This window comes from Roseateles violae (assembly GCF_030410485.1).
In the GTDB taxonomy this organism is placed as follows: domain Bacteria; phylum Pseudomonadota; class Gammaproteobacteria; order Burkholderiales; family Burkholderiaceae_C; genus Roseateles_D; species Roseateles_D violae.
This window is the reverse complement of record NZ_JAUHHC010000005.1, coordinates 58,998-79,665: the sequence shown is the minus strand read 5'-3', so window position 1 is coordinate 79,665 and position 20,668 is coordinate 58,998. Positions and strand designations below refer to the sequence as shown.

General features: G+C 63.4%; 17 protein-coding genes and 1 tRNA gene. 5 read left to right on the top strand and 13 right to left on the bottom strand.

Translation table 11 applies throughout. The features are described from left to right. Nucleotides 1–9: 9 nt before the first annotated feature. Nucleotides 10–585 (top strand): ClpXP protease specificity-enhancing factor, encoded by a 576-nt coding sequence (locus tag QWJ38_RS17920; RefSeq protein WP_290360487.1) that lies wholly within the window; start codon nucleotides 10–12, stop codon nucleotides 583–585. An 81-nt stretch (nucleotides 586–666) separates the two neighbouring features. Then, nucleotides 667–742 (top strand) — tRNA-Thr (locus QWJ38_RS17915). Between the two features lie 405 nt (nucleotides 743–1,147). Here the strand turns inward: QWJ38_RS17915 and QWJ38_RS17910 are convergent. From QWJ38_RS17910 to arcD, 4 genes are all read right to left on the bottom strand, one after another. After that, nucleotides 1,148–2,164, bottom strand: a complete 1,017-nt coding sequence (locus tag QWJ38_RS17910) for a DUF1254 domain-containing protein (RefSeq protein ID WP_290360486.1) — start codon at nucleotides 2,162–2,164, stop codon at nucleotides 1,148–1,150. Continuing rightward, nucleotides 2,161–3,564, bottom strand: a complete 1,404-nt coding sequence (locus tag QWJ38_RS17905) for a DUF1254 domain-containing protein (protein ID WP_290360485.1) — start codon at nucleotides 3,562–3,564, stop codon at nucleotides 2,161–2,163. Before QWJ38_RS17905 ends, QWJ38_RS17910 begins: the two co-directional genes overlap by 4 nt. 40 nt (nucleotides 3,565–3,604) lie before the next feature. Further along, nucleotides 3,605–4,402 carry a hypothetical protein gene (locus QWJ38_RS17900; RefSeq protein ID WP_290360484.1) on the bottom strand — a complete coding sequence of 266 codons (798 nt, stop codon included), beginning with the start codon at nucleotides 4,400–4,402 and terminating at the stop codon, nucleotides 3,605–3,607. Nucleotides 4,403–4,590: 188 nt separating this feature from the next. Beyond that, a complete protein-coding gene (gene arcD / locus QWJ38_RS17895; protein ID WP_290360483.1) occupies nucleotides 4,591–6,018 on the bottom strand; it encodes an arginine-ornithine antiporter in 1,428 nt (475 codons plus the stop codon). Between the two features lie 247 nt (nucleotides 6,019–6,265). On the opposite strand from arcD, the gene QWJ38_RS17890 reads away from it, so the two are divergent. Together QWJ38_RS17890 and QWJ38_RS17885 are read left to right on the top strand one after the other, a co-directional pair. After that, entirely contained in the window at nucleotides 6,266–7,591 is a 1,326-nt protein-coding gene (locus QWJ38_RS17890) for an anaerobic C4-dicarboxylate transporter family protein (RefSeq protein ID WP_290360482.1), read from the top strand. 260 nt (nucleotides 7,592–7,851) lie between these two features. Then, entirely contained in the window at nucleotides 7,852–8,352 is a 501-nt protein-coding gene (locus QWJ38_RS17885; protein WP_290360481.1) for an FxDxF family PEP-CTERM protein, read from the top strand. 352 nt (nucleotides 8,353–8,704) lie between these two features. Here the strand turns inward: QWJ38_RS17885 and QWJ38_RS17880 are convergent, their stop codons facing one another. The 5 genes from QWJ38_RS17880 to QWJ38_RS17860 form a co-directional block, all read right to left on the bottom strand. After that, the gene (locus QWJ38_RS17880) at nucleotides 8,705–9,259 is read right to left on the bottom strand and encodes an arsinothricin resistance N-acetyltransferase ArsN1 family B (protein ID WP_290360480.1); all 555 of its coding nucleotides are present in this window, start codon (nucleotides 9,257–9,259) and stop codon (nucleotides 8,705–8,707) included. 381 nt (nucleotides 9,260–9,640) lie between these two features. Beyond that, nucleotides 9,641–10,507 (bottom strand): polysaccharide deacetylase family protein, encoded by an 867-nt coding sequence (locus QWJ38_RS17875; protein WP_290360479.1) that lies wholly within the window; start codon nucleotides 10,505–10,507, stop codon nucleotides 9,641–9,643. A gap of 35 nt (nucleotides 10,508–10,542) precedes the next feature. Then, nucleotides 10,543–10,947 (bottom strand): VOC family protein, encoded by a 405-nt coding sequence (locus tag QWJ38_RS17870; RefSeq protein ID WP_290360478.1) that lies wholly within the window; start codon nucleotides 10,945–10,947, stop codon nucleotides 10,543–10,545. A gap of 7 nt (nucleotides 10,948–10,954) precedes the next feature. Next, nucleotides 10,955–11,671, bottom strand: a complete 717-nt coding sequence (locus tag QWJ38_RS17865; RefSeq protein ID WP_290360477.1) for an SDR family oxidoreductase — start codon at nucleotides 11,669–11,671, stop codon at nucleotides 10,955–10,957. A 29-nt stretch (nucleotides 11,672–11,700) separates the two neighbouring features. Next, a complete protein-coding gene (locus QWJ38_RS17860) occupies nucleotides 11,701–12,264 on the bottom strand; it encodes an ester cyclase (RefSeq protein ID WP_290360476.1) in 564 nt (187 codons plus the stop codon). On the opposite strand from QWJ38_RS17860, the gene QWJ38_RS17855 reads away from it, so the two are divergent. Further along, nucleotides 12,263–13,252 carry a LysR family transcriptional regulator gene (locus tag QWJ38_RS17855; protein WP_290360475.1) on the top strand — a complete coding sequence of 330 codons (990 nt, stop codon included), beginning with the start codon at nucleotides 12,263–12,265 and terminating at the stop codon, nucleotides 13,250–13,252. The genes QWJ38_RS17860 and QWJ38_RS17855 overlap by 2 nt on opposite strands. A 309-nt stretch (nucleotides 13,253–13,561) precedes the next feature. Here QWJ38_RS17855 and QWJ38_RS17850 read toward each other — a convergent pair whose 3' ends face one another. From QWJ38_RS17850 to QWJ38_RS17835, 4 genes are all read right to left on the bottom strand, one after another. Then, nucleotides 13,562–14,713, bottom strand: coding sequence for an alpha-hydroxy acid oxidase (locus QWJ38_RS17850; RefSeq protein ID WP_290360474.1), 1,152 nt, complete (start codon nucleotides 14,711–14,713; stop codon nucleotides 13,562–13,564). A gap of 159 nt (nucleotides 14,714–14,872) precedes the next feature. Further along, entirely contained in the window at nucleotides 14,873–16,477 is a 1,605-nt protein-coding gene (locus QWJ38_RS17845) for a M81 family metallopeptidase (RefSeq protein WP_290360473.1), read from the bottom strand. A gap of 22 nt (nucleotides 16,478–16,499) precedes the next feature. Beyond that, entirely contained in the window at nucleotides 16,500–18,203 is a 1,704-nt protein-coding gene (locus QWJ38_RS17840; protein ID WP_290360472.1) for a DUF885 domain-containing protein, read from the bottom strand. A 123-nt stretch (nucleotides 18,204–18,326) separates the two neighbouring features. Then, on the bottom strand, nucleotides 18,327–20,657 hold the full coding sequence (locus QWJ38_RS17835) for a TonB-dependent receptor (protein ID WP_290360471.1): 2,331 nt from the start codon (nucleotides 20,655–20,657) through the stop codon (nucleotides 18,327–18,329). Between the last annotated feature and the right edge of the window lie 11 nt (nucleotides 20,658–20,668).

Below are 20,668 nucleotides of genomic sequence, written 5' to 3'. Positions count from 1 at the left end.
GCCCGCGATATGGATCAAAGCAGAGGAAACGGGGATCGGAACGGGCCGCCCAGCAGCTCGACCCGCCCCTATCTGATCCGCGCCCTGCACGACTGGTGCAGCGACAACGGCTTCACGCCGTATATCGCCGTGCATGTCGACCGACTCGTGCAGGTGCCGATGGAGTACGTCAGCAATAACGAAATCGTGCTGAACGTCGGCTTCGACGCGACCAGCAGCCTCGACCTGGGCAACGAGTTCATCCGCTTCAAGGCCCGCTTCGGCGGCGTCGCGCGCGAGATCATCGTGCCGGTGGACCATGTCGTCGCCATCTATGCGCGCGAGAATGGCCAGGGCATGGCTTTCCCGGCGCCGGAGCCGCTCGGTGCCGCAGCACCGGTGGTCAGCGCTGCGGACAGCGCCACGATGGAGTCCTCGCGTCCGCCGACCCCGCTGCGCGGCCTGCGCCTGGCCCCCAGCGCCACCGACGCCGGTGCCCCGGCGGAACCGGCCGAGACCGCCGCGGCGACCGAGACGCCCGAGGGGCCCGACCAGCCCGACGGCCCGTCCGGCGGCGGACGCCCGGCGCTGAAGCGCGTCAAGTAGTCGCGAGTTTCTTTCCCGTTCGGCCGCAGGCAGGGGCGACTCGCTTTGCCCCTACAATGCGAGCCTCTCGTTCACCGAGACGCCGGCTTAGCTCAGTTGGTAGAGCAACCGCCTTGTAAGCGGTAGGTCATCAGTTCGAATCCGATAGCCGGCACCAGCAATTTAGCCCGTAGGTCTTGAGACCAGACGCTGCGGGTTTTTGAAAAGTCCTTGCGTGATAAGCACTTATCGCGTGAGGACTTTTGTCTTTATACCGCGATCACGAGCCGGCCAGAAGTCCGGAACTGTGCCAACACGGGTCAATCAGCGCCAATCGGGCCCCTTGCCAGACCAAACACCCACCGAACACACCAACTTCTGCAAGGGATAAACAGGTCTCGCTACTCCTTGCAACCAACCAGGAGCGTAAGCGTCCGGCGAAGCCATGTTGAGTTTTTTCCTCTAAACCCGGGGCGATTCAGACAGCCACGAGCGGCAGCTTTGCGGCGACGCAATCATTTCTGCTCAAAGGTGAGAACCGCCTTAATAGGCGGGGCGACGACTGGCACTTGCGCCGCGCTTGCTAGTGCGCAGGCTGCGCCTCCGGGAATCTCCACTTGCCGCTCAAGATTTCGGGCCGTGGCCGGTACAGGCGTACCCAGTAGTTCCATCCGTCCATGATCGGAATGCAGTTCGAGACCTTTCCGTCGCAGCCGCCGAACTGCACGGTCGTCGAGCCGTCTGCGTCCTTCTGAGCGGTCAGGTTGTTGACCGTGTAGGCGTTGAGCGGATTCTTCTGGTAATAGCCCTTGGCGTCGTACACGCTGATCGACCAGAAGCCGTCGACGGGGACGTCCTTGACCGTGAGCCGATGCACGGTCTGGCCGTCGTTCTTGGGCGGCACGACGGTGACGTACATCGCCGCATTCTCCGGATTGCCACCCCAGCCGGTCGCCGCGCCGACCAGATGCCGCACCGGGTCGACCTTGCCGCGGGCACCGAACATGCGCTGGGTATCCGGAATGGTCGCCGCCAGCTGGATCAGCGCTTCTCCGACCTTCTTGCGGCTGGCGTCGTCCCAGTCGGGCGTCTCGAAGCTGCCGACATTCGGCTGTATGGCGCTGAGCGCGTCCTGCAGGGCGTGGGCCTGCTTGACGTCGGCGGGATCCGCGGGATCGACCAGCGTGCGTATGCCGATGAGCACGTAGCGGGTGCCAACCTGCTGACGCGTGTAGGTATAACGGCCGGCACCGTAGACGACCGCCGGCACATAGTGGTCCTGATCGATCAGCTGCATCGACATGAACCTGGTTCCTGCGTCCGGCAAGGTGACCGTCAGCGGCCCTGCATCGAGGTCGAACACGCCGGCCGAGTACAGCGTATCGCGGTTGCCGCGAACGACGGTCTGCTTCTCGATCGGCAGCAACTCGCGGATGTGGTGGAACTTGCCGAACCCGCCTGACTTGACCGTCACGCCGAACTCGCGATCGGTCTCTGCCCGGCTGAAGTTGTCGGGCGTCACGACGATCGGCATGCCGCCTTGCGCCAGGGCTGCCCCCGCGGTCAAGGCAAGCGCCAGAAGGAATGGCCTGGTGCTCATTTGAGCTCCTCGATGTCCGGGAGAACCCATGACTTGTCGAACAGCGGCTGCTCCGGTCCATAGAGGCGGAACAGCACTTCGAAACGTCCGTCTGCACGTGTCGGCACCCAGTTCGATTCCTTGCCTGCCGGTGCCTGCGCTCCGAAGAACACGTCGACGGAGCCATCGGCATTCTTCTGCAGGCCCTGGCTCGTGGAGGCGCGGCTGGACCACTTCTGATCGCGGATCAACGCGTGCGTGTCACGGTCATAGGCGGTTGCCGACCAATAGAGCTTGACGGGCGCTTTCGGCGGTACGGTCAGCCGGTAGCTGCGAGCGCCGTCGAGTGGCTGTCCGGCCTTGTCCTTGATGGACAGCAGATAGAACTGCCCCTGGCCCAGATGTTTCGCACTGAAGAATCCGAACATATACATCACGCCCCGGCCGCTCACAGGATAGGAGTCGCGCTGGCCAAAATTGCTTCCCAGGCCCTTGAGAACCTCCGGCGAAACCGGGATTGCCCAGCGGCTGGAGGGGAAGTAGGGCGGCACAAAGGCGGCTTCATACTGCGCTTCGAGCCAGGCGCGCGCTTCGGCGGCCGCTGTCTTTAGGAGGGCCTGGGTATCCGTATCCGGCGCGAAGGGCTTGCCCTTCTCGATGCCGATCGACTTCAACAGATCGATCATCACCCGGTCTCGCTCGATCCAGGGCTCACGCTGCACGAAGCGGTGCAAGGTTTCGAAAAAGCGCTGGTCGTAGGGAATCGTGCTGTCATAGACGGCCTCCGAGGCGTCGACGAACTTCGTGGCCGGAGGGCGGCTCGCCTGTGCCAGCGGATAGATCTTGACCTTGCGCCCGTAGGCCACCGCCTTGGCGATGTCGGCGTCACTGCCGCTGCCGATGTTCGAGCGCAGCAGCGCGTAGCCGCTGTAGGTCGATGAAGGCATGCGGATATAGCCGTTCGGTACCGTCCCCTTGTAGTCCGGGGGAAGGATCAGATATTTGCCGCCCTTGCCCTTGTCGACGCCGGCCGGCCCCACGTCCTCAATGGCCGTTTGCCATCCTTCGTCCACGCTGCCGGTGATGGAGTTGCCGCCAGCGGCCGGCGGAATCTCCAGCACGACCGGCCCCTGGCGCGTGTCGTAGAACGGCATCAGGTAGATCACATCGGGGTTCGGCGTCAGCGTCTGGTTCTTCCAGTCCGGCAAGCGCGACCAGTAGACGACCTGGTTCGGCGCGCCCCCGGCCTTCACGAGGGCATCGTGCATCAGCTCGAAGTTCACCGCCGGCACGCCCCAGACCACCGCCTCGACCGCGCGGCGCTCGATGGCCCGGCGGACGCTGTCGTCAGCGGGCTTCTGCGCCGCCGCGGCGCTGCTGATGCAAGCCGCGATAAGCGCGGCAAGAACGGATCGGATCATGTTGTCGCTCCTGAAGCGATAAATGCTGACAACTGCGCGCCTACAGGGGGAACTGCAGGTTCAGTCCAAAGAACACCTGGAACTTCGGCAGCCCATCGCCCTCGTGCGACACGCTCCACTGCGGTTCGACGAACGCGTTGATCGTGGTCCTACCGGACTTGAATACCTTGCCGAGGCCTGCGCCGACCGGGATGACATGCGTGCTGTGTGCGAAGTCGAATGTCCACACGGCGGTGCTGCGCAGGTACCAGCCTTGCGGCAGGTTGTAGATGATCAGCGGTTGCAGCTGCATATTGTTCTGCGTCGGGCGGTCGTCGTCGCCGGCAAACGAGTGCTGCCAGGTCAGCAGCCCGCCGAGCAGGCCCCAGCGTTGCGGCACGATGGCCATCGTGGCCAGGCCGGCCTGCCACTTGCCGGTGCCCTGTTCGTCGCGGCTGGCGGTGGGAATCGTCAGTTGCGGCCCGATGCCCCACTCGAAGCCGCTCTCCTTGAACAGCACGATGTCGAAGATGTTCAGATCACCCAAGCCGGTGTGGCGGCCCGCCGGTGGCAAGTCCGGTGTGGTGACGACCGGCAGCGTCAGGCGAAGCAATTGCGGCATGCCGAACAGCTTGTGCGGCAGCGCGCCGCGCAGCAGAAACGCATTGCTGTCGGCGTCGCTCAATCCGTAGATGCGCGCGGTGTAGGAGTTCTGAAGGTTGAACGCGATCGATGGCGAGAGCGGGTTGTTCGACGCGTTCATCTCGTCGTTGCTCACCTGGGCACGAGCAGCGCACGCGGTGGCCACCGCAATGGCAACGGTCGATGCGACTCGCAAGTAAAGGGCAGGAGCACGCATTTGGTCTCCATTGGTCACGCCGTCCGAGAATCATATCGGCGCAGAAGCATCAGCGCATCCTTGCTTTGCTGCTCTTGGACGTTGGCCCCCTGCGGCAATTCGAATCGCATCGAATGTGCCGGCCGTCCTTCGAGTGGGACGACCCAGGGCTTCTCGGGAATGGAACTTGCCGTGGCGCTTCAGCCCGCTCAGAGCTTGAGAAGGCCGGCGTACAGGCAGTAACCGGCGACGGCGGCGCAGATCGATACCACCGCGAAGATCAGCTTCTCAAGGCGGGTGAAGACCGGCAGGTCCTGCTCGCGCTTGGCTATCGCAAACAAGATGGCTCCCGGCGCGTAGAGCAGACAGGACAGCAGCAGGTACTGCACGCCGCCGGCGTAGAGCAGCCAGATCGCATAGACCAGGGCCAGCACTGCGATCATCAGATCCTTGCGGCACTCAGCGAGAGATCCCTCATAGGTCTCGCCGCGCCAGGCCAGGCGCATGGCGTAGGCGGCCGACCATAAATAGGGCACCAGGACCATCGAGGTGGCCAGGTACAGCAGGCTCAGATAGCTGCTGTTGCTGAACAAGGTGATCACCAGGAACAGCTGGATCAGCGCATTGGTCATCCACATTGCATTGACCGGCACCTGGTGAGCGTTCTCCCTGCGCAGGAAGGCGGGCATCGTGCGGTCCTTGGACGCGCTGTAAAGAATCTCGGAGCACAGCAGCGCCCAGGACAGCAAGGCGCCGGCCAGCGAGATCGCAAGGCCCACGCTGATCAGCACCGCGCCCCAAGGGCCGACCACATGCTCCAGTACATAAGCCATCGACGGGTTCTTCAAGCCGGCCAGTTCGGGCTGGCTCATGATGCCCAGCGACAGCACATTGACCAGCACCAGCAGCAACAGAACGCCAAGGAAGCCGATCACGGTGGCACGGCCCACATCGCCGCGTTTCTCGGCGCGTGCCGAGTAGACGCTGGCGCCCTCGATGCCCACGAAGACCCATACGGTCACCAGCATCGTGCCGCGCACCTGATCCAGCACGCTGCCCAACTCGACGTTTGCGCGGCCCCAGAAATCGGCCGTGAACAGCTCCGCCTCGAAGGCCATGGCGACGATCACGATGAAGATCGCCAGCGGGATGATCTTGGCTACCGTCGTGATCTGATTGATGAAGGCGGCGTCCCTGATGCCGCGCCAGACCAGGAAGTGAACGCACCACAGCAGCACGGAGGCGCAGATCACCGCCAAGGTCGTGTTGCCATCGCCGAACACCGGGAAGAAATAGCCCAGCGTGCTGAACAGCAGCACGTAGTAGCTGACATTGCCCAGCAAGGCCGAGACCCAGTATCCCCAGGCCGAGGAAAAGCCCATGTAGTCGCCAAAACCGGCCTTGGCATAGGCGTACACGCCGGCGTCCAATTGGGGCTGGCGGTTGGCCAGGGTCTGGAACACCAGGGCCAAGGCCAGCATGCCGACGGCCGTGATGATCCACCCGATCAGCACCGCGCCGGCACCGGCGCTGGCCGCCATGTTCTGCGGCAGCGAGAAGATGCCGCCGCCGATCATCGAACCCACGACGATGGCGGTCAGGGCCGGCAGCTTCAGCTTGTTGGCAGGTTCTGGCATGGTGCCGTCGGTGCATGTTGACACTGATTCATCGGCTCGCGCAGCGCATGGGCTCACCGTGCGCTGAACTTAGCCGAGAGTCGGTGTCAGGCACAAGCCCCCGAGGCTGGGCGAGTCGGTGAGTCGGCGCCCCCCGTTGATCCAATCTTCGCCAAGCTCAGTAGACTTGGCGCACGAATCAGCGGAACGGGACATTGGCCGAAGTTCAAGTGCCAGCCCGCAACGGTCGATCGCACCGGAGAACGCCTTGACGATTTCGATCCTCCTGCAGTTCGTCGTCGTGCTGGCAGCCATCTGGATGGGGTCGCGTCATTCGGGCGTGGGTCTCGGCCTGTGGGGCGCCGTGGGCCTGCTCGTGCTGGTGGTGGTTTTCGGCGTCAATCCGACGTCGCCGCCGATCGACGTGATGTTGATCATCCTCGCCGTCATCATGGCCGCGTCGGTAATGGAGGCCGCCGGCGGGATCGACTTCCTCGTGCGGGTCGCCGAGAGGGTCATCCGGGCCAATCCGAAGTATGTGACCATCGTGGCGCCGCTGACCACCTGGAGCTTCACCTTCCTCGCGGGCACCGGCCACATCGTCTACCCGCTGCTGCCGGTCATCTATGAAACCGCCCACCAATCGGGCATACGGCCCGAGCGGCCGATGGCCATTGCCACGATTGCCTCGCAGCAGGCCATCACCGCAAGCCCAGTCGCCGCGGCTACGGCCGCGATGATCGGCCTCTTTGCAGAAAAAGGCCTGACGCAATGGGGCCTGCCGCAGATCCTGATGATCTGCGTGCCGGCGACGCTTGCGGGCGTCGTTGTCGCCGCCATCGTCTCGATGTTCGTCGGCAAGGATCTCGTCCGTGACCCGGCCTACCAAGCGCGCTTGAAGGCCGGCGACGTTCCGCCGGCGGAGCCGCCGGAGCAGCGACCGCCGCTGAAGCCCGCCGCAAAAACCTCAGCCCTCATCTTCCTCGCCGGCGTGGCGCTCGTCGTGCTGTTCGGTTTCTTCCCGGCGCTGCGCATCTTGCCCGGCGAAAAGAGTGCGCTCGGCATGCCGACGGTGATCGAGATCGTGATGATGTCGGTTGCGGCGCTGATGCTGCTGGTCACCAAGGTCGACGTCGACTCGGTCCCGAAGACGGCGACGCTGCGTGCCGGCGTCGTGGCGGTGATCGGCATCTTCGGCCTGGCATGGCTGGGCGATAGCTTCATCGCCGCCCATAGGGACGTCGTCGTGCCGGCGATCGGCCATTGGGCAGAAGCCGCGCCCTGGACCTTCGCCTTCGGCCTGTTCTTCGCCTCGGTGCTGCTATACAGCCAGGCCGCGACAACGCGGGCGTTGATGCCGCTGGGCATGGCGCTCGGCATCCCGCCGCAGTTCCTAATCGCGATGTTTCCGTCGGTCAACGGCTATTTCTTCATCCCAACTTACGGCTCGCTGATCGCCGCGATCAATTTCGACCTGTCGAACACGACGAGGATCGGCAGGTACGTGCTCAACCATTCGTTCATGATCCCGGGGCTCGTCGCAACAACCGTCGCCGTAATCGTCGGACTGTTCCTCGCGCAACTAATGTTCTGAGCCTCAGGGCGTGGATAAACGCGCCGGCTGATCCGGCATCCTATCGATTGCCTGCAAACCAGTCGCTCGCCGAGGTCAGCTCCTGGCCGTGACTTCCAATTCTCATGGCGACCCAAAGTCGGACCCTCGGTCGTTCAGCCTCCAGATACGGAATTGGACGCTCAACCGCCCGCTGCATCGCCGGATGTTGCTACGCAGCAAGCGCGGGCGTATGCTGGAGTCGTCCACTCATGCACCAAACGCAGCAAGGCGGAAAAGCAATGAAACTCTCAAAAGTCATCGCCGCTTCGAGCTTGGCCCTGGCCAGCGCGGGTAGTTTTGCTGTCTCCCTGGGCGCGATCGATCTCAGCTCAGGCAGCGGATTTTTCGGCAATACGCCCATCGCCGGCGCCTTCGTTGACACGCTCACCTTTACCGTGACAACGCTTGCGACCTTCAATGGCAGCATCACTTCCGCGGTCAACGGTACACAGGATGTCGATTTCACCAGCATCGTGCTCACACCGGGCTCGCTGGCCTTCACCTCGGTGCTCGGCGATCCTGTCGAGGTATGGGCCGCGCCCGCCGTAGGCTTTAGCTTGTCGCCGGGGGTGTACACACTGACTCTGACTGGCACCAACAGCGCCAGCATGGGTAGCTACGCCGGCAATCTCGCGCTCACACCAGGCTCGCCCACACTGGTGCCCGAGCCAGAAAGCTACGCCATGATGCTTGCCGGGCTAGGGCTCGTCACTCTGCTGACGCGCCGCCGCCGCGGCTGATCGGCGCCGTCTCCGGCGTGAAGCGGGCTCCGGCCCGCTTTTTGTTGGTGCAGCGTCTCTCAACCGCAGGCGTCAGCATCGGCGGCGGCCTCACCCCTCTGATGTGTCGGAAGGGCTCACTGCTCACTCCCACGACACACCCATTCAGCGCCCGGCCGCCCGTGTGAACCTGCTCAACGACCAGCGCCTCAAGGAGGACGACAAGGTGTTGAGGTGCCCAGAAGCGGCCGGCCATGAGGGCCTGCGCATGACAGCAGAGCTGTCGGTCGCGAGGGTCGGCTCTTGGCCGACAGCGCCAGTACGAGATCGCGCCACAATGCTGCAGCCTTCCGGGCAAGTCATCCTGCAAATCTCAGGTCAAGGCCTCAGCGCTCCACGAGTTAAACGGCCGCGGCGCCCCTTCAGGTGTGCCCGCCGAGCGAAGCGCACATTGCCACCAGCCCACGTCGCGCCAATGCCCCAGCTTGAAGCCGACGTCGCGGTACACACCAATCGGCGTGAAGCCGACCGACTCATGCAGCGCGACGCTAGCGGCATTGGGCAAGGCGATACCGGCGAACGCCTGGAAGTACCCCAGGTCAACCAACACTGCCTTGAGCTCGCCATAGAGGCCCTTGCCGATGCCCTGACCACGAGCGTCCGCTCGCACATAAGCCGTTGTGTCGACGACCCATTGATACGCCGGGCGCTCGCGATGCCGGCTTGCGTAGGCGTAGCCGTTCACCGCGCCATGCTCGTCTTCGCTGACCAGCCAGGGAAGCGTCTGCAGCGTCACCGTGATGCGCTCTCGCATCTGGGCTGCGCTTGGAACGTCCAACTCGAATGAGATAGGCGTGTCGCGCACGATAGGCTCGTAAATCTCCGCGATGGCTTGAGAATCTTCCGGCGTGGCGACGCGGATTCCCATCGCTAGCTTCCTTCCGTCTGCAGCGGTGTCTCGAGCGGGAACAGTGCGGAGGCAGCCGCCCCGAGTTCCTGGTACGCACATATTCTGGCTGCAAAACCGACATAGCGCCACCTTGGAGCCCGGGCGATTAGCGTCGCGGAATGCAGTCAATTTGCGGAGGATGGGCCGTTAGATGACAGTTTCGTCAACGACACGTACCCGCGCATGGTGTGCTCCAAAGCGGCCACTGGCGACGGTCGGCTTGTGGCCGCGAACGTGAGTACGGCTTCCTAGCCGGCGGCGACTGCGCAATGAGAGGGCCTGGTTGCCGAAGAGCTCCTAAGATCCGGCGCGTAGTCGACATGACTGAGCGGTTTGCAAGTCATCAACGCGCGCCTCTGATCAGTACTCTTTGATCGGCACGTTTGGCAAGCTCAGTGCTAATCGGGCGATCTGATCCTTGCGCATGAATGCCACTCCCGGATGCTGCCGCGCATAGCGCAGGAAATCGCCCGTGACTTTCACTCGCGCCGGGGTGCCGCCGATCCGGTCATGGGTAGAGATTGACATCATTCTGCGCCGGTAAGCCGCTTCTTCGTACAACTGGTCGAACTCATCCTTGAGCTCCTGTCCGAACGCCGATGCAGTGAGTGGGCCTTCTGCACCATAGCGCGCAATGTCGTTGTTGCGCAGCGTGTAAGGCACGATCGCAAATGGTTTACCGTTGACCTGCGTGGTCATCGGCTCGTCGCTTGATAGATCGTCGATGTGGTACGTAAAGCCTAGGCTCTGAAGAACGCTCAGCGTGTTCGGCGTGCCACGCAGCCAGAAGGCGTTGAAGCCGACCGGGCGCGTGCCCGTGGCCCGCTCGATAGCGTTGATGTTGGCGGCGTAGGAGGCGCGCTCCTCGGCTTCGCTCAGCCTCCAGTGCGGCGTCCACGTCTGGCCATGCGCGGCAGCCTCGTGGCCGCGCGCTACGATTTCGCGGGCCAGCGCCGGATTTCGTTCGACGGCCTGCCCGGTCATGTGCGAGGTGACCTGCACGCTATGCTTTTCCCACAGGTCAAGCATGCGCGGGATACCTTCGCGAATGCCATAGTCGAACCAGGTGCGGGCGGGCAGATCGGGCACGTTCTCGACGAGCGGTGGGAACGGCGCGCCGTTGTTGTGTTCGCTTTGGGCCCCAGCTTCAAACTGCATGGAGACGGAGATCACGAGGCGAATGTTGTCGGGCCAAAGGCTGCGGCCGGACGCGTGGGATGAAGACATCGTGAACCTTTCCGGTAGATAAAAAAAAGGACTTGTCATCGCGCGGCCGTGACCAACTCGACCGTTGGCCCTTCGGGAACCGCAATGAAGAACTGCCGCTCGCCCGTTGCAGGAACGTCGGCTTCATGAAACAACCAGCCCTCGTCGTCGAGCCGTTGGCGAATCGTCTGTGCCTCCGCGACGCGGAAGGCGATGTGGTCAATCAAGCCTGCATGGCCCGAATCATTCCGCGCTCCGACCTGCTCGGCGAGCTCTCCGCTGTTGTCGCGTAGCGCGACGTGCACGACAGCCTGCTCACCCGAATAGAGCCACCAGCCCGGGAAACGAAATGGCGGCCTCGGGCCGATGCGAAGTCCGACTACTTTGGTGAGGAAGGACAGCGTCGGCTGCGCATCCCTCACGACAAGCAGTACGTGGTCGAGCCGCGGCAGCGACGACAAGAACACCTCAGGCAACCAGTGCGCCGCTGTCCAGGTCAATGACGGCCCCCGTGAGCGCGCGCGCCTGCATCGCGAACAGATAGCCGGCGGCGGTGTCCTCGTCGCTGGCCGCAAAGCCCGCGGGCAGCGTGCTTGCCAGTCTTTCGAACATCGCGCTTCGGCTCGCGTCGTCCATGAACCGCCAGCTCGGCGTGTTTACGGGGCCAGGGCTGACGGCGTAGACGCGCAGGGGCGCAAGCTCGCGCGCCAACTGCCGCGTGGCGGCTTCGAGAGCCGCGTTGATGGCTGTCTTCACTACGGAGTTGGGCGCGGGCTTGCGTGCCAGCACGCCGGAGGTGAAGCCAATCGATCCGCCGGGACGCAGGTGCCTCGCCGCATGCTTGGCCGCGACGAGGCTGCCGGTCAGCTTGACCCCGATGGCCTCGCGCATCGTAGAGATGTCCAGCATGGGCAGCGGCGACGAGCCAATCAGCGCCCCAGCCGTCACGACCAGATGGTCCAGTGCGCCGATACGTTCAAAGACGGCGGCAACGTCATCTTCATCCGTGATGTCGATCGATTCAGTCTCAAGGCCGGGGTTTGCGGCCGCCGCCGAGGCCAGCCGCTCGGCATCGCGCCCAGCGGCGATAACGCGGGCGCCGAGTTTGAGCGCGCCGCGCGTAACGGCCAGGCCGATGCCCGAGCTCCCGCCAATGACGAGGACTGTCTGGTTTGAAAGGGACATGAATGACTCCTTGCCAATGGGTGAGCGGTTCAGGGATGCACGACGCCGAGCTGCCGCAGCAGCGTCAGGTTGTCTTCGATGTGCCAGTTCTCGGCGATCAAGCCGTTCGCGACGCGGTAGATGTCGGTTGCGATGAAGTTCACGGAACGGCCATCGCCGGACTTGCCCTGGAAGGTGCCGGTGTAGTGGCCGGTGAAGCGCAAGCGGGCGATCACGCGGTCGTCCACCAGCATCAATTCCTGTACCTCGGCTTTCAGGTCGGGCACGGCCTCGCGAAAGTTCTTCGAGGCGAAGAGCGGGCCTTCGAAGCCCTGCGGCCGGCCCGGCGGCAGCGTGCGGTCCACGAAATCGGGTGCCAGCGCGAGCCGCGCAAAACTGGCTTCACCGGTGTTCCAGAAAGCGACGTAGCGGCGCGCGGCCAAGGTCATGGCCTCGCGTTGCGCTGTACTGATAGACCGGTCCGCGACGGTGTGGGCGGGCTCAGGCATGGGCTCGCCAGCAGCAGCCAGTGCGGGAGTGGAGGACAACACTGTAGCGGTCGCCATCACGGCAAGGGCTACAGCACGGCGGGGGGTGAGAGGTAGTGAGTTCATGTTTGGCACTATCAATCGTTTCCATTCAAGAGAAAATGGCCGATATCTGAAAACCACCTATTCCAAAAAAGAACAGATGACTGAACTCGCCGACATGAAGCTCTTCGTTCAGACCGTGACTGCCGGCAGCCTCTCGGCCGCGGGCCGGGAGCTGGGTTTTTCGCCTGCTGTTGGAAGCAAGCGCCTTGCGCGGCTGGAGGCGTCGCTGGGCACGCGGCTGCTGCAGCGCAATTCCCGGACCTTGTCACTGACGGACGAAGGTGCCATCTATTTCGAGCGCTGCCAGGCCATCCTGGCCGAAGTGGAGGACGCCGAGGCCGCGATTGGCCGAGGCACGCTCGGGCCGCGCGGCGTCCTGCGCGTCTCGTCGCCGGTGGCCTTGGGACGGCGCTGGATCGGGCCCGCGATGGCGGGCTTCGCGCTCGACAACCCGGGGGTGTCCGTGCACCTGTCGCTGTCTGACTCTGTGGTTGATCTGATCGAAGGTGGCTTCGACTGCGCCGTTCGCATCGGTGACATCGAGGACTCGCGTCTGGCGGTTCGCCCCCTCGCACCCAATCGGCGCGTGGTGTGCGCGGCCCCGTCCTATCTTGCGCATCGCGAGCCGCCAAGGACACCAACCGATTTGTTGGCGCATGACTGCATCGTGATGACCCACAACCTCGCCGGCCACGCGGATTGGCGGTTCTGGCCGGTAGACAAACCCTCCGGGACATCGACCACCGTGCGCGTGCGCGGTCGCATGGTTGCCGACAACGGCGAACAAGCTCACGATTGGGCGCTGGCGGGACTTGGCTTGGTGCGACGTTCCGTCTGGGACGTCATGACCGAATTGAACGACGGTCGTTTGGTCGAAGTCATGCCAGAGTGGACCGGCGACAAGGCGCCGATACAGGTGGTCTATGCGTCACGCCGCTTCCTGCCAGAGCGGACCAGACGGTTCATCGACTTGCTAGCGATGCACTTCGCGACGCACCAGAAGTCTTGATCGAACCGATGGCATATGTTGCCCGGTGAAGTCTCGACGATCGAGCGATTGGCAAAAATCGACAACTCCATTTTCTTGAAGAAAGGCCCCATGAAGTTCGCGGCTTCCTTTGGCCCGCTTCGTTGAACTTCTACAAAGCAGCCGGTCACGAATGTCAGGAGATGGCCGAGACCGACCGGACGCGGAACTCGCCGACAGCGGCCGGTGGCTAGGTCGTTTGCGCTGGCTGCGCGGCAGCTTTCTGGCGGGGCTGACTACTGACGCAGACGGCCATTAGCAGGTACTGACGAGCGTCAGCTTTGCGGGCGGCTAGGCACTACCGCTGGGCTCCGCAAGGATGGCGCGACTGACGTTCTCGAGCTTTGTGTGCCCGCAGAACGCCATCGTGGTGTCCAATTCCTTGTGGATGATTTGCAGAGCTCGCGTGACGCCAGCCTGTCCCATTGCTCCGAGCCCATAAAGGAACGCCCTCCCGATCCAGGCGCCTTGAGCCCCCAGAGCTCGGGCCTTGAGCACGTCTTGGCCAGATCGGACACCGCTGTCTACGTGAACCTCTACGCGTTGGCCTACCGCGTCGACGATGCGCGGCAGCGCCGTGATGCTGCTTTCCGCACCGTCGAGCTGGCGACCACCATGGTTACTGACGACGAGGGCGTCGGCGCCGGAATCTGCAGCCAACCTTGCATCGGTTGCCTCCATGATCCCTTTGAGAATCAATTTGCCGCCCCAGCGCTTTTTGACCCACTCCACATCCGCCCAAGACAGCGCGGGGTCGAACTGCTCGTTCACCCACGACGACAAGGATTTCATGTCGCTCACGCCCTTCATATGGCCCAAGAGATTTCCAAATGTGCGTCGGCGAGTTCGCAGCATCCCAAGACACCAGGCCGGCTTCGTGGCCAGATTGACCAGGTTGCGAAGCGTCGGCCTTGGCGGAGCCGTCAAGCCGTTGTAGATGTCCTTGTGCCGCTGACCAATCACCTGGAGGTCCAGGGTCAGGATCAGCGCGCTGCATCGAGCGGCTCGCGCTCGCTCAATCATCAGCTCCATTGCCGAACGGTCTCGCATCATGTAGAGCTGGAACCAGAACGGTGCCTTGGTATGAGCGGCTACATCTTCGATCGAGCAGATGCTCATGGTCGACAGCGCGAAAGGCACACCGAACGCCTCTGCCGCCTTTGCGGCCAGTATTTCCCCGTCGGCGTGCTGCATGCCGGTCAAGCCCGTCGGCGCAAGTGCGATCGGCATCGAGTAGTCACTGCCAAGCATCATTGTCGAAGTGCTGCGCTCAGCAATGTTCACTGCAACGCGCTGACGAAGCTTGATGCCCTGAAAGTCAGCTTCGTTGGCGCGATAGGTGCTCTCCGTCCAAGACCCTGAGTCCACGTAGTCGTAAAACATGCGCGGGACTCGCTTCTCGGCCAGGCGGCGTAGGTCTTCAATGCAGGCGACAGGCGGCATGGTTGTCCTTGTTAGTGCACCAGGTCATAGCAATATGGTGCGGGCGGCCTCTAACTCGGCTGCCAACCTGAATAGTCTTTGCTGAGTCAACTCGCTGATATGACCGTTGAAGAGTTCGACTTGGTCAATGGCTCGGGTGGCTCGAAATCGCGGACTTGGTCATGGAGCGGGAGCCGGGTCGAGCGGCCAGATGGGACGTGCGAGATGACGAAACGGCAGCTTTCCAAGATCGCCGTGGAGCGAGCCAGGAGCGTCGCAGTACACGACTGCAGAGGCCACTGCATCGAAGCCCATTCGAAAGTGTTGCGTCGACTTCACCACGATCAACGCTTTCTTAAAGAGGTCGACGCCCATCTCAGTGAAGCAATCCGGAGAGAACACTTGTTGGCGGATCGAGTTGATGACGATGTCGATGGCGGGCGTGCGGACGGTCACTGCCAGCCCTAGCGCTTCCCTGCCGCCCGACAGACCGCGCTGAGTAGCGTCGTCCCTCACGCAAACCACTTCTACATCGAGGTCCACTGGCTCGCCCGACAGCGGGCCGACCTTGCCGCCGATGCGCAGGGGAAGCTTCGCGCCAACGCCGGCATTGGCGGCAATGGCCGCGGCTTGCGGGTCCCAGATCATCCCCAGCGCCACGCCGCTCACGCCTTGCCGAAGCAATTCGCTGAGCACGAAGGTGCTGTCACTGGCAGCGCCGCCTCCGGGGTTGTCCGAGCCGTCGGCGAACGCGACCGGTCTGCCTTTCGCGCCGTCCACAAGCGAGAGAGCGCGCGCAAGCGCGTCCCTGAGCGGCAGCCGCGTCCCCTGCGTCTTCGTGCCGATTTCGTACAGGCGTGACGCCAAAGCGGCGACTGTAGAACGGGCACGTTCTTCCGCCGTCTCTATCCGAGGGTCGTACCACGCGAGCAGCGCAGCGCGTGAGTGCGGCGTGTCGGACCATGCGAAGCCGTGCATGGCAGACACCGAGGCGATGCCCGGCGTGTTTTCGCACTGCTTGAGCTGGACGACGAACTCCTTCATTGGATCCTCGGTGGTGCCCATCAGGGCGAGCATCGGTACGGGCCTCATCACTGGCCGAGGCATGGTGCGTCCCCCGCGCACGACGTCGGCCAGCAGGTCACGCAACTCCTGGGCGCGGTCCCGAAAGTCAGTGTGCGGATACTCCTTGCATGCCACGAGCAATGCGCCGCTCTGCAGCATCGAGTCGGTAAGGTTGCAATGCAGATCAAGGAGAACGCCGACCGGCGTTACGCCCACGCGATCGCGCAGCCGGTTGAGGAGATCGCCTTCGCAATCCCAGCATTCGCTGGACACCATGGCGCCGTGTAGGACGAGAACGATGAAGTCCAGCGGACCCGCGCGCTCGATCTCCTCGAATAACTCGTCCCGCAAGCGCTCGTATTCGCGATGCGGCAGGGGGCCGCCCGGCTGGGCCCAGGCGCACATACCAGCGACGGCTTGATCACCCGCCTGTGCGCAGACTTCGAGCATGTCCCCGTAACCAGGAAAGGCCATTGCCGTGGCGATCGTTGCATCGTCTCCACCCCGGTGGAAGACGCCCTCCACGAAGCTGCGCCGGCTCGTCGGCAAGGGCGAAAAGGTGTTCGTCTCGTGCGCGAGGCCGCCAACGAAGACTCTCAGCGGCGAGGATGCGGTCGAAGATTCCATTCGATGGGAGGCGAGTTGGAGGGATAGATTGGTCGTTCTAGACACGCAATTTCCTGAATGGAAATATGTAGGTTCGACGATCAAAGCATTCATGCCGTCATTTGTTCCAGCGGGGTTAGCCGTTCAGATACCTGTGGAGATCCGGTAGCGGCATAGCCCCGAAGGCCAGGACACGCGCATGAAAGTCGCGCAGGTCGAATCGACCCCCCAGTTTCGCGCGAGAAACTTCCCGAGCCCGAATTAGCTCCGTGTCGCCTAACTTGTAGGCGAGAGCCTGAGCAGGGATGTCGCATGCATATCTCAGCGTCTCACTGCGGATCTCCGCATCTGACATCGAGGTGTTCTCACGCATGAATTCACGCGCTCGCTCCAGCGACCACCCCAGCGCGTTCATCCCTGTATCAACGACGAGCCTGCACGTGAGAAATATGTCCAAGGCGCATCGCCCATATTGTTCTTCCGGCGTTTCATAGAGCCCGAGCTCACCTGCCAGGTGTCCAGCGTACTCGGCCCAGCCTTCGTTGAAGGCGTTGCAGAATGCGTTGCGGCTGATCGGCAGCAGCGCATCGTTCCCATACTGCATAGACAGGTGAAGATGATGCCCCGGGACCAGCTCGTGAAAATTCAAGGCCGCGATGGTGTGCAGCGGGACCGCGGTGAGGTGGCCGCCATTGAAAAGGTATTGGGCCTGCTCCTGACCCGGCTTCGCGGGAGAGTAGAAGCCGAACGTCATGCTGCCTTCGAGCGCCTTGGGCAAGGGTGCGGCGCCGTATCCAACCTTGAGCGGCTCGCGGAATGCGGAGGAATAGGCGCGGTCCATGCGGTCGATATAGCGCTGGAACACGGCGGTCACTGCCTCGGGCGTTGCCGCACTGAACCTGGCGTCGTTCCGGACGAACTCCAGATAGGCTTTCGGGTCATCCGCCAGGCCGCACTGCGATCGGATGCTCTTCATCCGCTCGTGAATTCGAGCAATGCGCTCAAGGCCGATCTCATGAATTTCCTCGGCCTCCAGGTCCAGCGTCGTGTGAAGCCGAATGAGCCCGCGGTAGATTTCCCTGCCGCCCTCGTACTGCGCCATCCCGACGCCCTGCGGCGCCTTGTCCTCATAGTCCTGGTCCAGCACGTCTGCCCAACGGGCGAAAGCCGGTTCGATGCAGTCGGCAACGCGTCGTGTTGCCTCCGCTCGAAACCGCAGCTCGTCGCTCCTGAGCCCGCTCGCAAAGCGCTCGGTTCCGTCGGGCACCAGCTGTTTCAGCCGCCCCTTGAAGCCCGCGATGATGGCGCGGGCGGCCGGCAACTGGGGCTTCGGGATGCGCATGCCCGCCACCGCCTGCTCGGCTGTGCGTTCCGCCATGCGATCGACGCATTGCGCCAGGTCATGAAGCACCCCGAGGTACCGGTCGAGATCGCCGCCCGTCGCGAACTGCTGACGCGTCAGGCTGTCGATGAACATCTGCAGGACGAATCCACCGCAATACGCGCTGGGGGCAAAGAGCCCGTAGAAGCCGATACCGGTCGGATCGAATACGGTGGGATACCAGGCGCCGGCATTCCGTCGCATTTCCATCGCATAGCGCGCCTGTCGCAGCGGAATGCCTACCGTCTGGGGTAGCGACCACGCGTCGATTTCATCGATCTGCTTGAGAATCCCTTCGGCCCTTGCAGAGACTGCACGGGCCGCCTCCCCAGAGAAATCGGGCAACTTCGCCAGTCGCTCACCTAGCTGCATTCGCACGAATGGGCAGTCGCGAAAGAGCTCCCAGGCGTCGGAAGTGAGGCGGCTAGCGGCGCCAATGGCACGGTCTTGAAACGTCATCGCGAGAGCTTGTCAACTGTTGAGGCCAGTCACGGTTGCGCAGAGATCGGGAGAGCGGGCCGTTTGGTGCAAGAAGGTTGCCGGCCCGCCCAGTCCCTGCACTCCGCAGAGACAGTATGTTTTTCAGAAGGACGCGCTGAGCGTCACCCCGACAGTCCTGGGCCGGGCCATGGCCACGCCCACAGGGCCGCCAAGAGGGACTCCGCTGGCATCGGCGCCGAGCTGGGCCCGCTTGTCAAACAGGTTGCGGACATAGGCGGCCAACTGGTAGCGCCCTAGGTCCACGCCACCCTGCGCATCCATCAAGGAATACGCGGGCAGCCTGAAGTTGGGAATCGAAGGGCTGCCCTCGAAGCCCGAATTGCGCTCGCCCACATAGCGCCCGGACACGCCCACAAAGGCTGCATGTCCGCCCGCGCTGAACTTGTAGGTCGCACCGAACGATGCGGAGAAGCGTGCGCTATTGGGCAGTCCTGCGCCGGCCGGGGCCAACCCGGGGGCGCTTTCGGTCAGCTCGCCCTCATTGAAGGAAAGCGCCGCGTTCAGGTCCAGCGAAGTGCTGGGGCGCAAGGTGGCTGACAACTCCGCCCCGTTGATCTCCGCCTTGCCACCATTGACGATGACGCTCACGCCACTGGCGGCGAACAGTTGCTGGATCTGGTCCCAGCGAATGTGGTAGACCGCTGATTCGATCGACAGGGTCTTATCGAGGAGATCCGCCTTGTAGCCGGCCTCATAGCTCCAGAGCGAATCGCTCTCGAACGTCGTGGGCGCCAGCAACGCACCGGTCGCCGGATTCGTGAGGACCACGTTCGGGCCGCCCGGGCGATACCCGCTTGCGGCACGGAAGTAGATGTTGCTTGTGTTGTTCAGTGCATAGCTGACGGTCGCCAGGTAGGTGCTACTGGTCTCCGCGGAGTCATTCGTGCGGGATGTCGGCCCACCGACCAGTAGCCCATCCGTGTTCTGGCTGAAGGTCTGTCTGTTGCGGGAAAGACGGGCGCCAAGGGTCGCTGATAGGTCGGGTGCGAACTTCCATGTGACGTCACCGTAGACCGCCGTTTCCGTGTACTTGCTCGGAATGGACGATGCGAGCAGGAGGGGGGTCGGCGCGCCGCCGGGGAAAGTGGCCCCCAGCTGTTGGCCGTTGCTTGCCTGCTCGTCGGTGTAGAAGACCCCGGCAAGCCATTCGAGGTCGGACTTGCCTTGAGAGGTGAGCCGGAATTCCTGCGTCTTCTTCTGTACATCCACGGCGGTGTCAGCCGCTACCGAGGCGACAGGGAGCCCCGCGCCAGCCAGCAGCGGAGCGTAGATCGCGGTGCCATCGAAGCGCTGGGCCAGCTTGGCCTTCTGCGATGATGTGACCGAGTTGAGCCGCGCCCACCCGAAGTCGTACTCGACGTCGGCTGCGTAGAGCTCGATCTTGGTCTTGCTCGGCTCGCGCACGACGAGGTCGCGCGTCAGATCGTTGACCAGGGGTTGGTGCGTGGCGAAGTTGAACTGGACCAGGTTCTTGCCGGCGACATCCGTCTCCTGGCTCACCGCAGTCAACTTCACGCGCAAGTTACGGGTCGGTTGCAAGAGCAGCGCGACACGTCCGCCGGTGGCCTTGCGCCGGTCCAGATCGGACCCGACGATAGGACCCGTACTGTCGACAAAGCCGCCCACCTCGTCATGGAACGCCGAGATACGCAGACCCGCGACGCCTTGCTGCAGCGGCACATTGAGCACACCGCCCACGGTGCTGCCCGACTGGCCCTCACGGGTTGAGCTTGCACCCAGCCGCACGCTGCCCGAGAAGTCGTACAGCTCCGGCTCGTTCGTGACGTACTTCAGCATGCCCCCCATGGCACCTGCACCGTACAACGTACCTTGCGGCCCGCGAAGGACTTCGATGTGGTGAAGGTCCATCAGCCCCATGTCCAGGCTCATCACGCCGCCGAAACCGTAGGCGCTGTTGGAGCCGAACGAAACGTCGTCGATGTAGGTGCCGACGGTGGGCGCGGTTTCAGGGCCCGTCGACACACCGCGAACGGTCACGGTCGCGTTGCCAACCGTGAGACCCGAGTTGACATTGACTCCGGCCTGATCGGCCAGGTAGTCGGGCAAGCTCGACGCGCCCGCGTCCTGCAGTTTTTCCGCAGAGACGGTGCTCACCTGGAGCGGCACTTCGCGCACCGGCTCGCGGCGACGTGTCACGGTCACAGTCACGGTGTCCAGCGTTTGCGGCGTGGCCGTTGCAGGCTTGTCCCCGCGCCTCCCCGAGTCCGAGGAAGGCTCGGTCGTCGCTGCTGGATCCGATGTAGCAGAACTCGCCGGCCCGCTCTGGGCTCGCGCGCCGACGGCAGCTGCGCCGAAGGCCGCGGCGATCAGCAGGGGCAGCAGCCGCATCCTGGGGAATTGGAATTGAGATTGGCCACAATGCCGGATGCGATGCGTGTCGAGATCGATCATCAAAGAGTCTC

Excerpts from the sequence above, each read along its gene's own strand:
- QWJ38_RS17920 (WP_290360487.1), top strand. The coding sequence starts at position 10 with ATGGATCAAAGCAGAGGAAACGGGGATCGGAACGGGCCGCCCAGCAGC.
- QWJ38_RS17910 (WP_290360486.1), bottom strand. The coding sequence starts at position 2,164 with ATGAGCACCAGGCCATTCCTTCTGGCGCTTGCCTTGACCGCGGGGGCA.
- QWJ38_RS17905 (WP_290360485.1), bottom strand. The coding sequence starts at position 3,564 with ATGATCCGATCCGTTCTTGCCGCGCTTATCGCGGCTTGCATCAGCAGC.
- QWJ38_RS17900 (WP_290360484.1), bottom strand. The coding sequence starts at position 4,402 with ATGCGTGCTCCTGCCCTTTACTTGCGAGTCGCATCGACCGTTGCCATT.
- arcD (WP_290360483.1), bottom strand. The coding sequence starts at position 6,018 with ATGCCAGAACCTGCCAACAAGCTGAAGCTGCCGGCCCTGACCGCCATC.
- QWJ38_RS17885 (WP_290360481.1), top strand. The coding sequence starts at position 7,852 with ATGAAACTCTCAAAAGTCATCGCCGCTTCGAGCTTGGCCCTGGCCAGC.
- QWJ38_RS17880 (WP_290360480.1), bottom strand. The coding sequence starts at position 9,259 with ATGGGAATCCGCGTCGCCACGCCGGAAGATTCTCAAGCCATCGCGGAG.
- QWJ38_RS17875 (WP_290360479.1), bottom strand. The coding sequence starts at position 10,507 with ATGTCTTCATCCCACGCGTCCGGCCGCAGCCTTTGGCCCGACAACATT.
- QWJ38_RS17865 (WP_290360477.1), bottom strand. The coding sequence starts at position 11,671 with ATGTCCCTTTCAAACCAGACAGTCCTCGTCATTGGCGGGAGCTCGGGC.
- QWJ38_RS17855 (WP_290360475.1), top strand. The coding sequence starts at position 12,263 with ATGTTTGGCACTATCAATCGTTTCCATTCAAGAGAAAATGGCCGATAT.
- QWJ38_RS17860 (WP_290360476.1), bottom strand. The coding sequence starts at position 12,264 with ATGAACTCACTACCTCTCACCCCCCGCCGTGCTGTAGCCCTTGCCGTG.
- QWJ38_RS17850 (WP_290360474.1), bottom strand. The coding sequence starts at position 14,713 with ATGCCGCCTGTCGCCTGCATTGAAGACCTACGCCGCCTGGCCGAGAAG.
- QWJ38_RS17845 (WP_290360473.1), bottom strand. The coding sequence starts at position 16,477 with ATGAATGCTTTGATCGTCGAACCTACATATTTCCATTCAGGAAATTGC.
- QWJ38_RS17840 (WP_290360472.1), bottom strand. The coding sequence starts at position 18,203 with ATGACGTTTCAAGACCGTGCCATTGGCGCCGCTAGCCGCCTCACTTCC.
- QWJ38_RS17835 (WP_290360471.1), bottom strand. The coding sequence starts at position 20,657 with ATGATCGATCTCGACACGCATCGCATCCGGCATTGTGGCCAATCTCAA.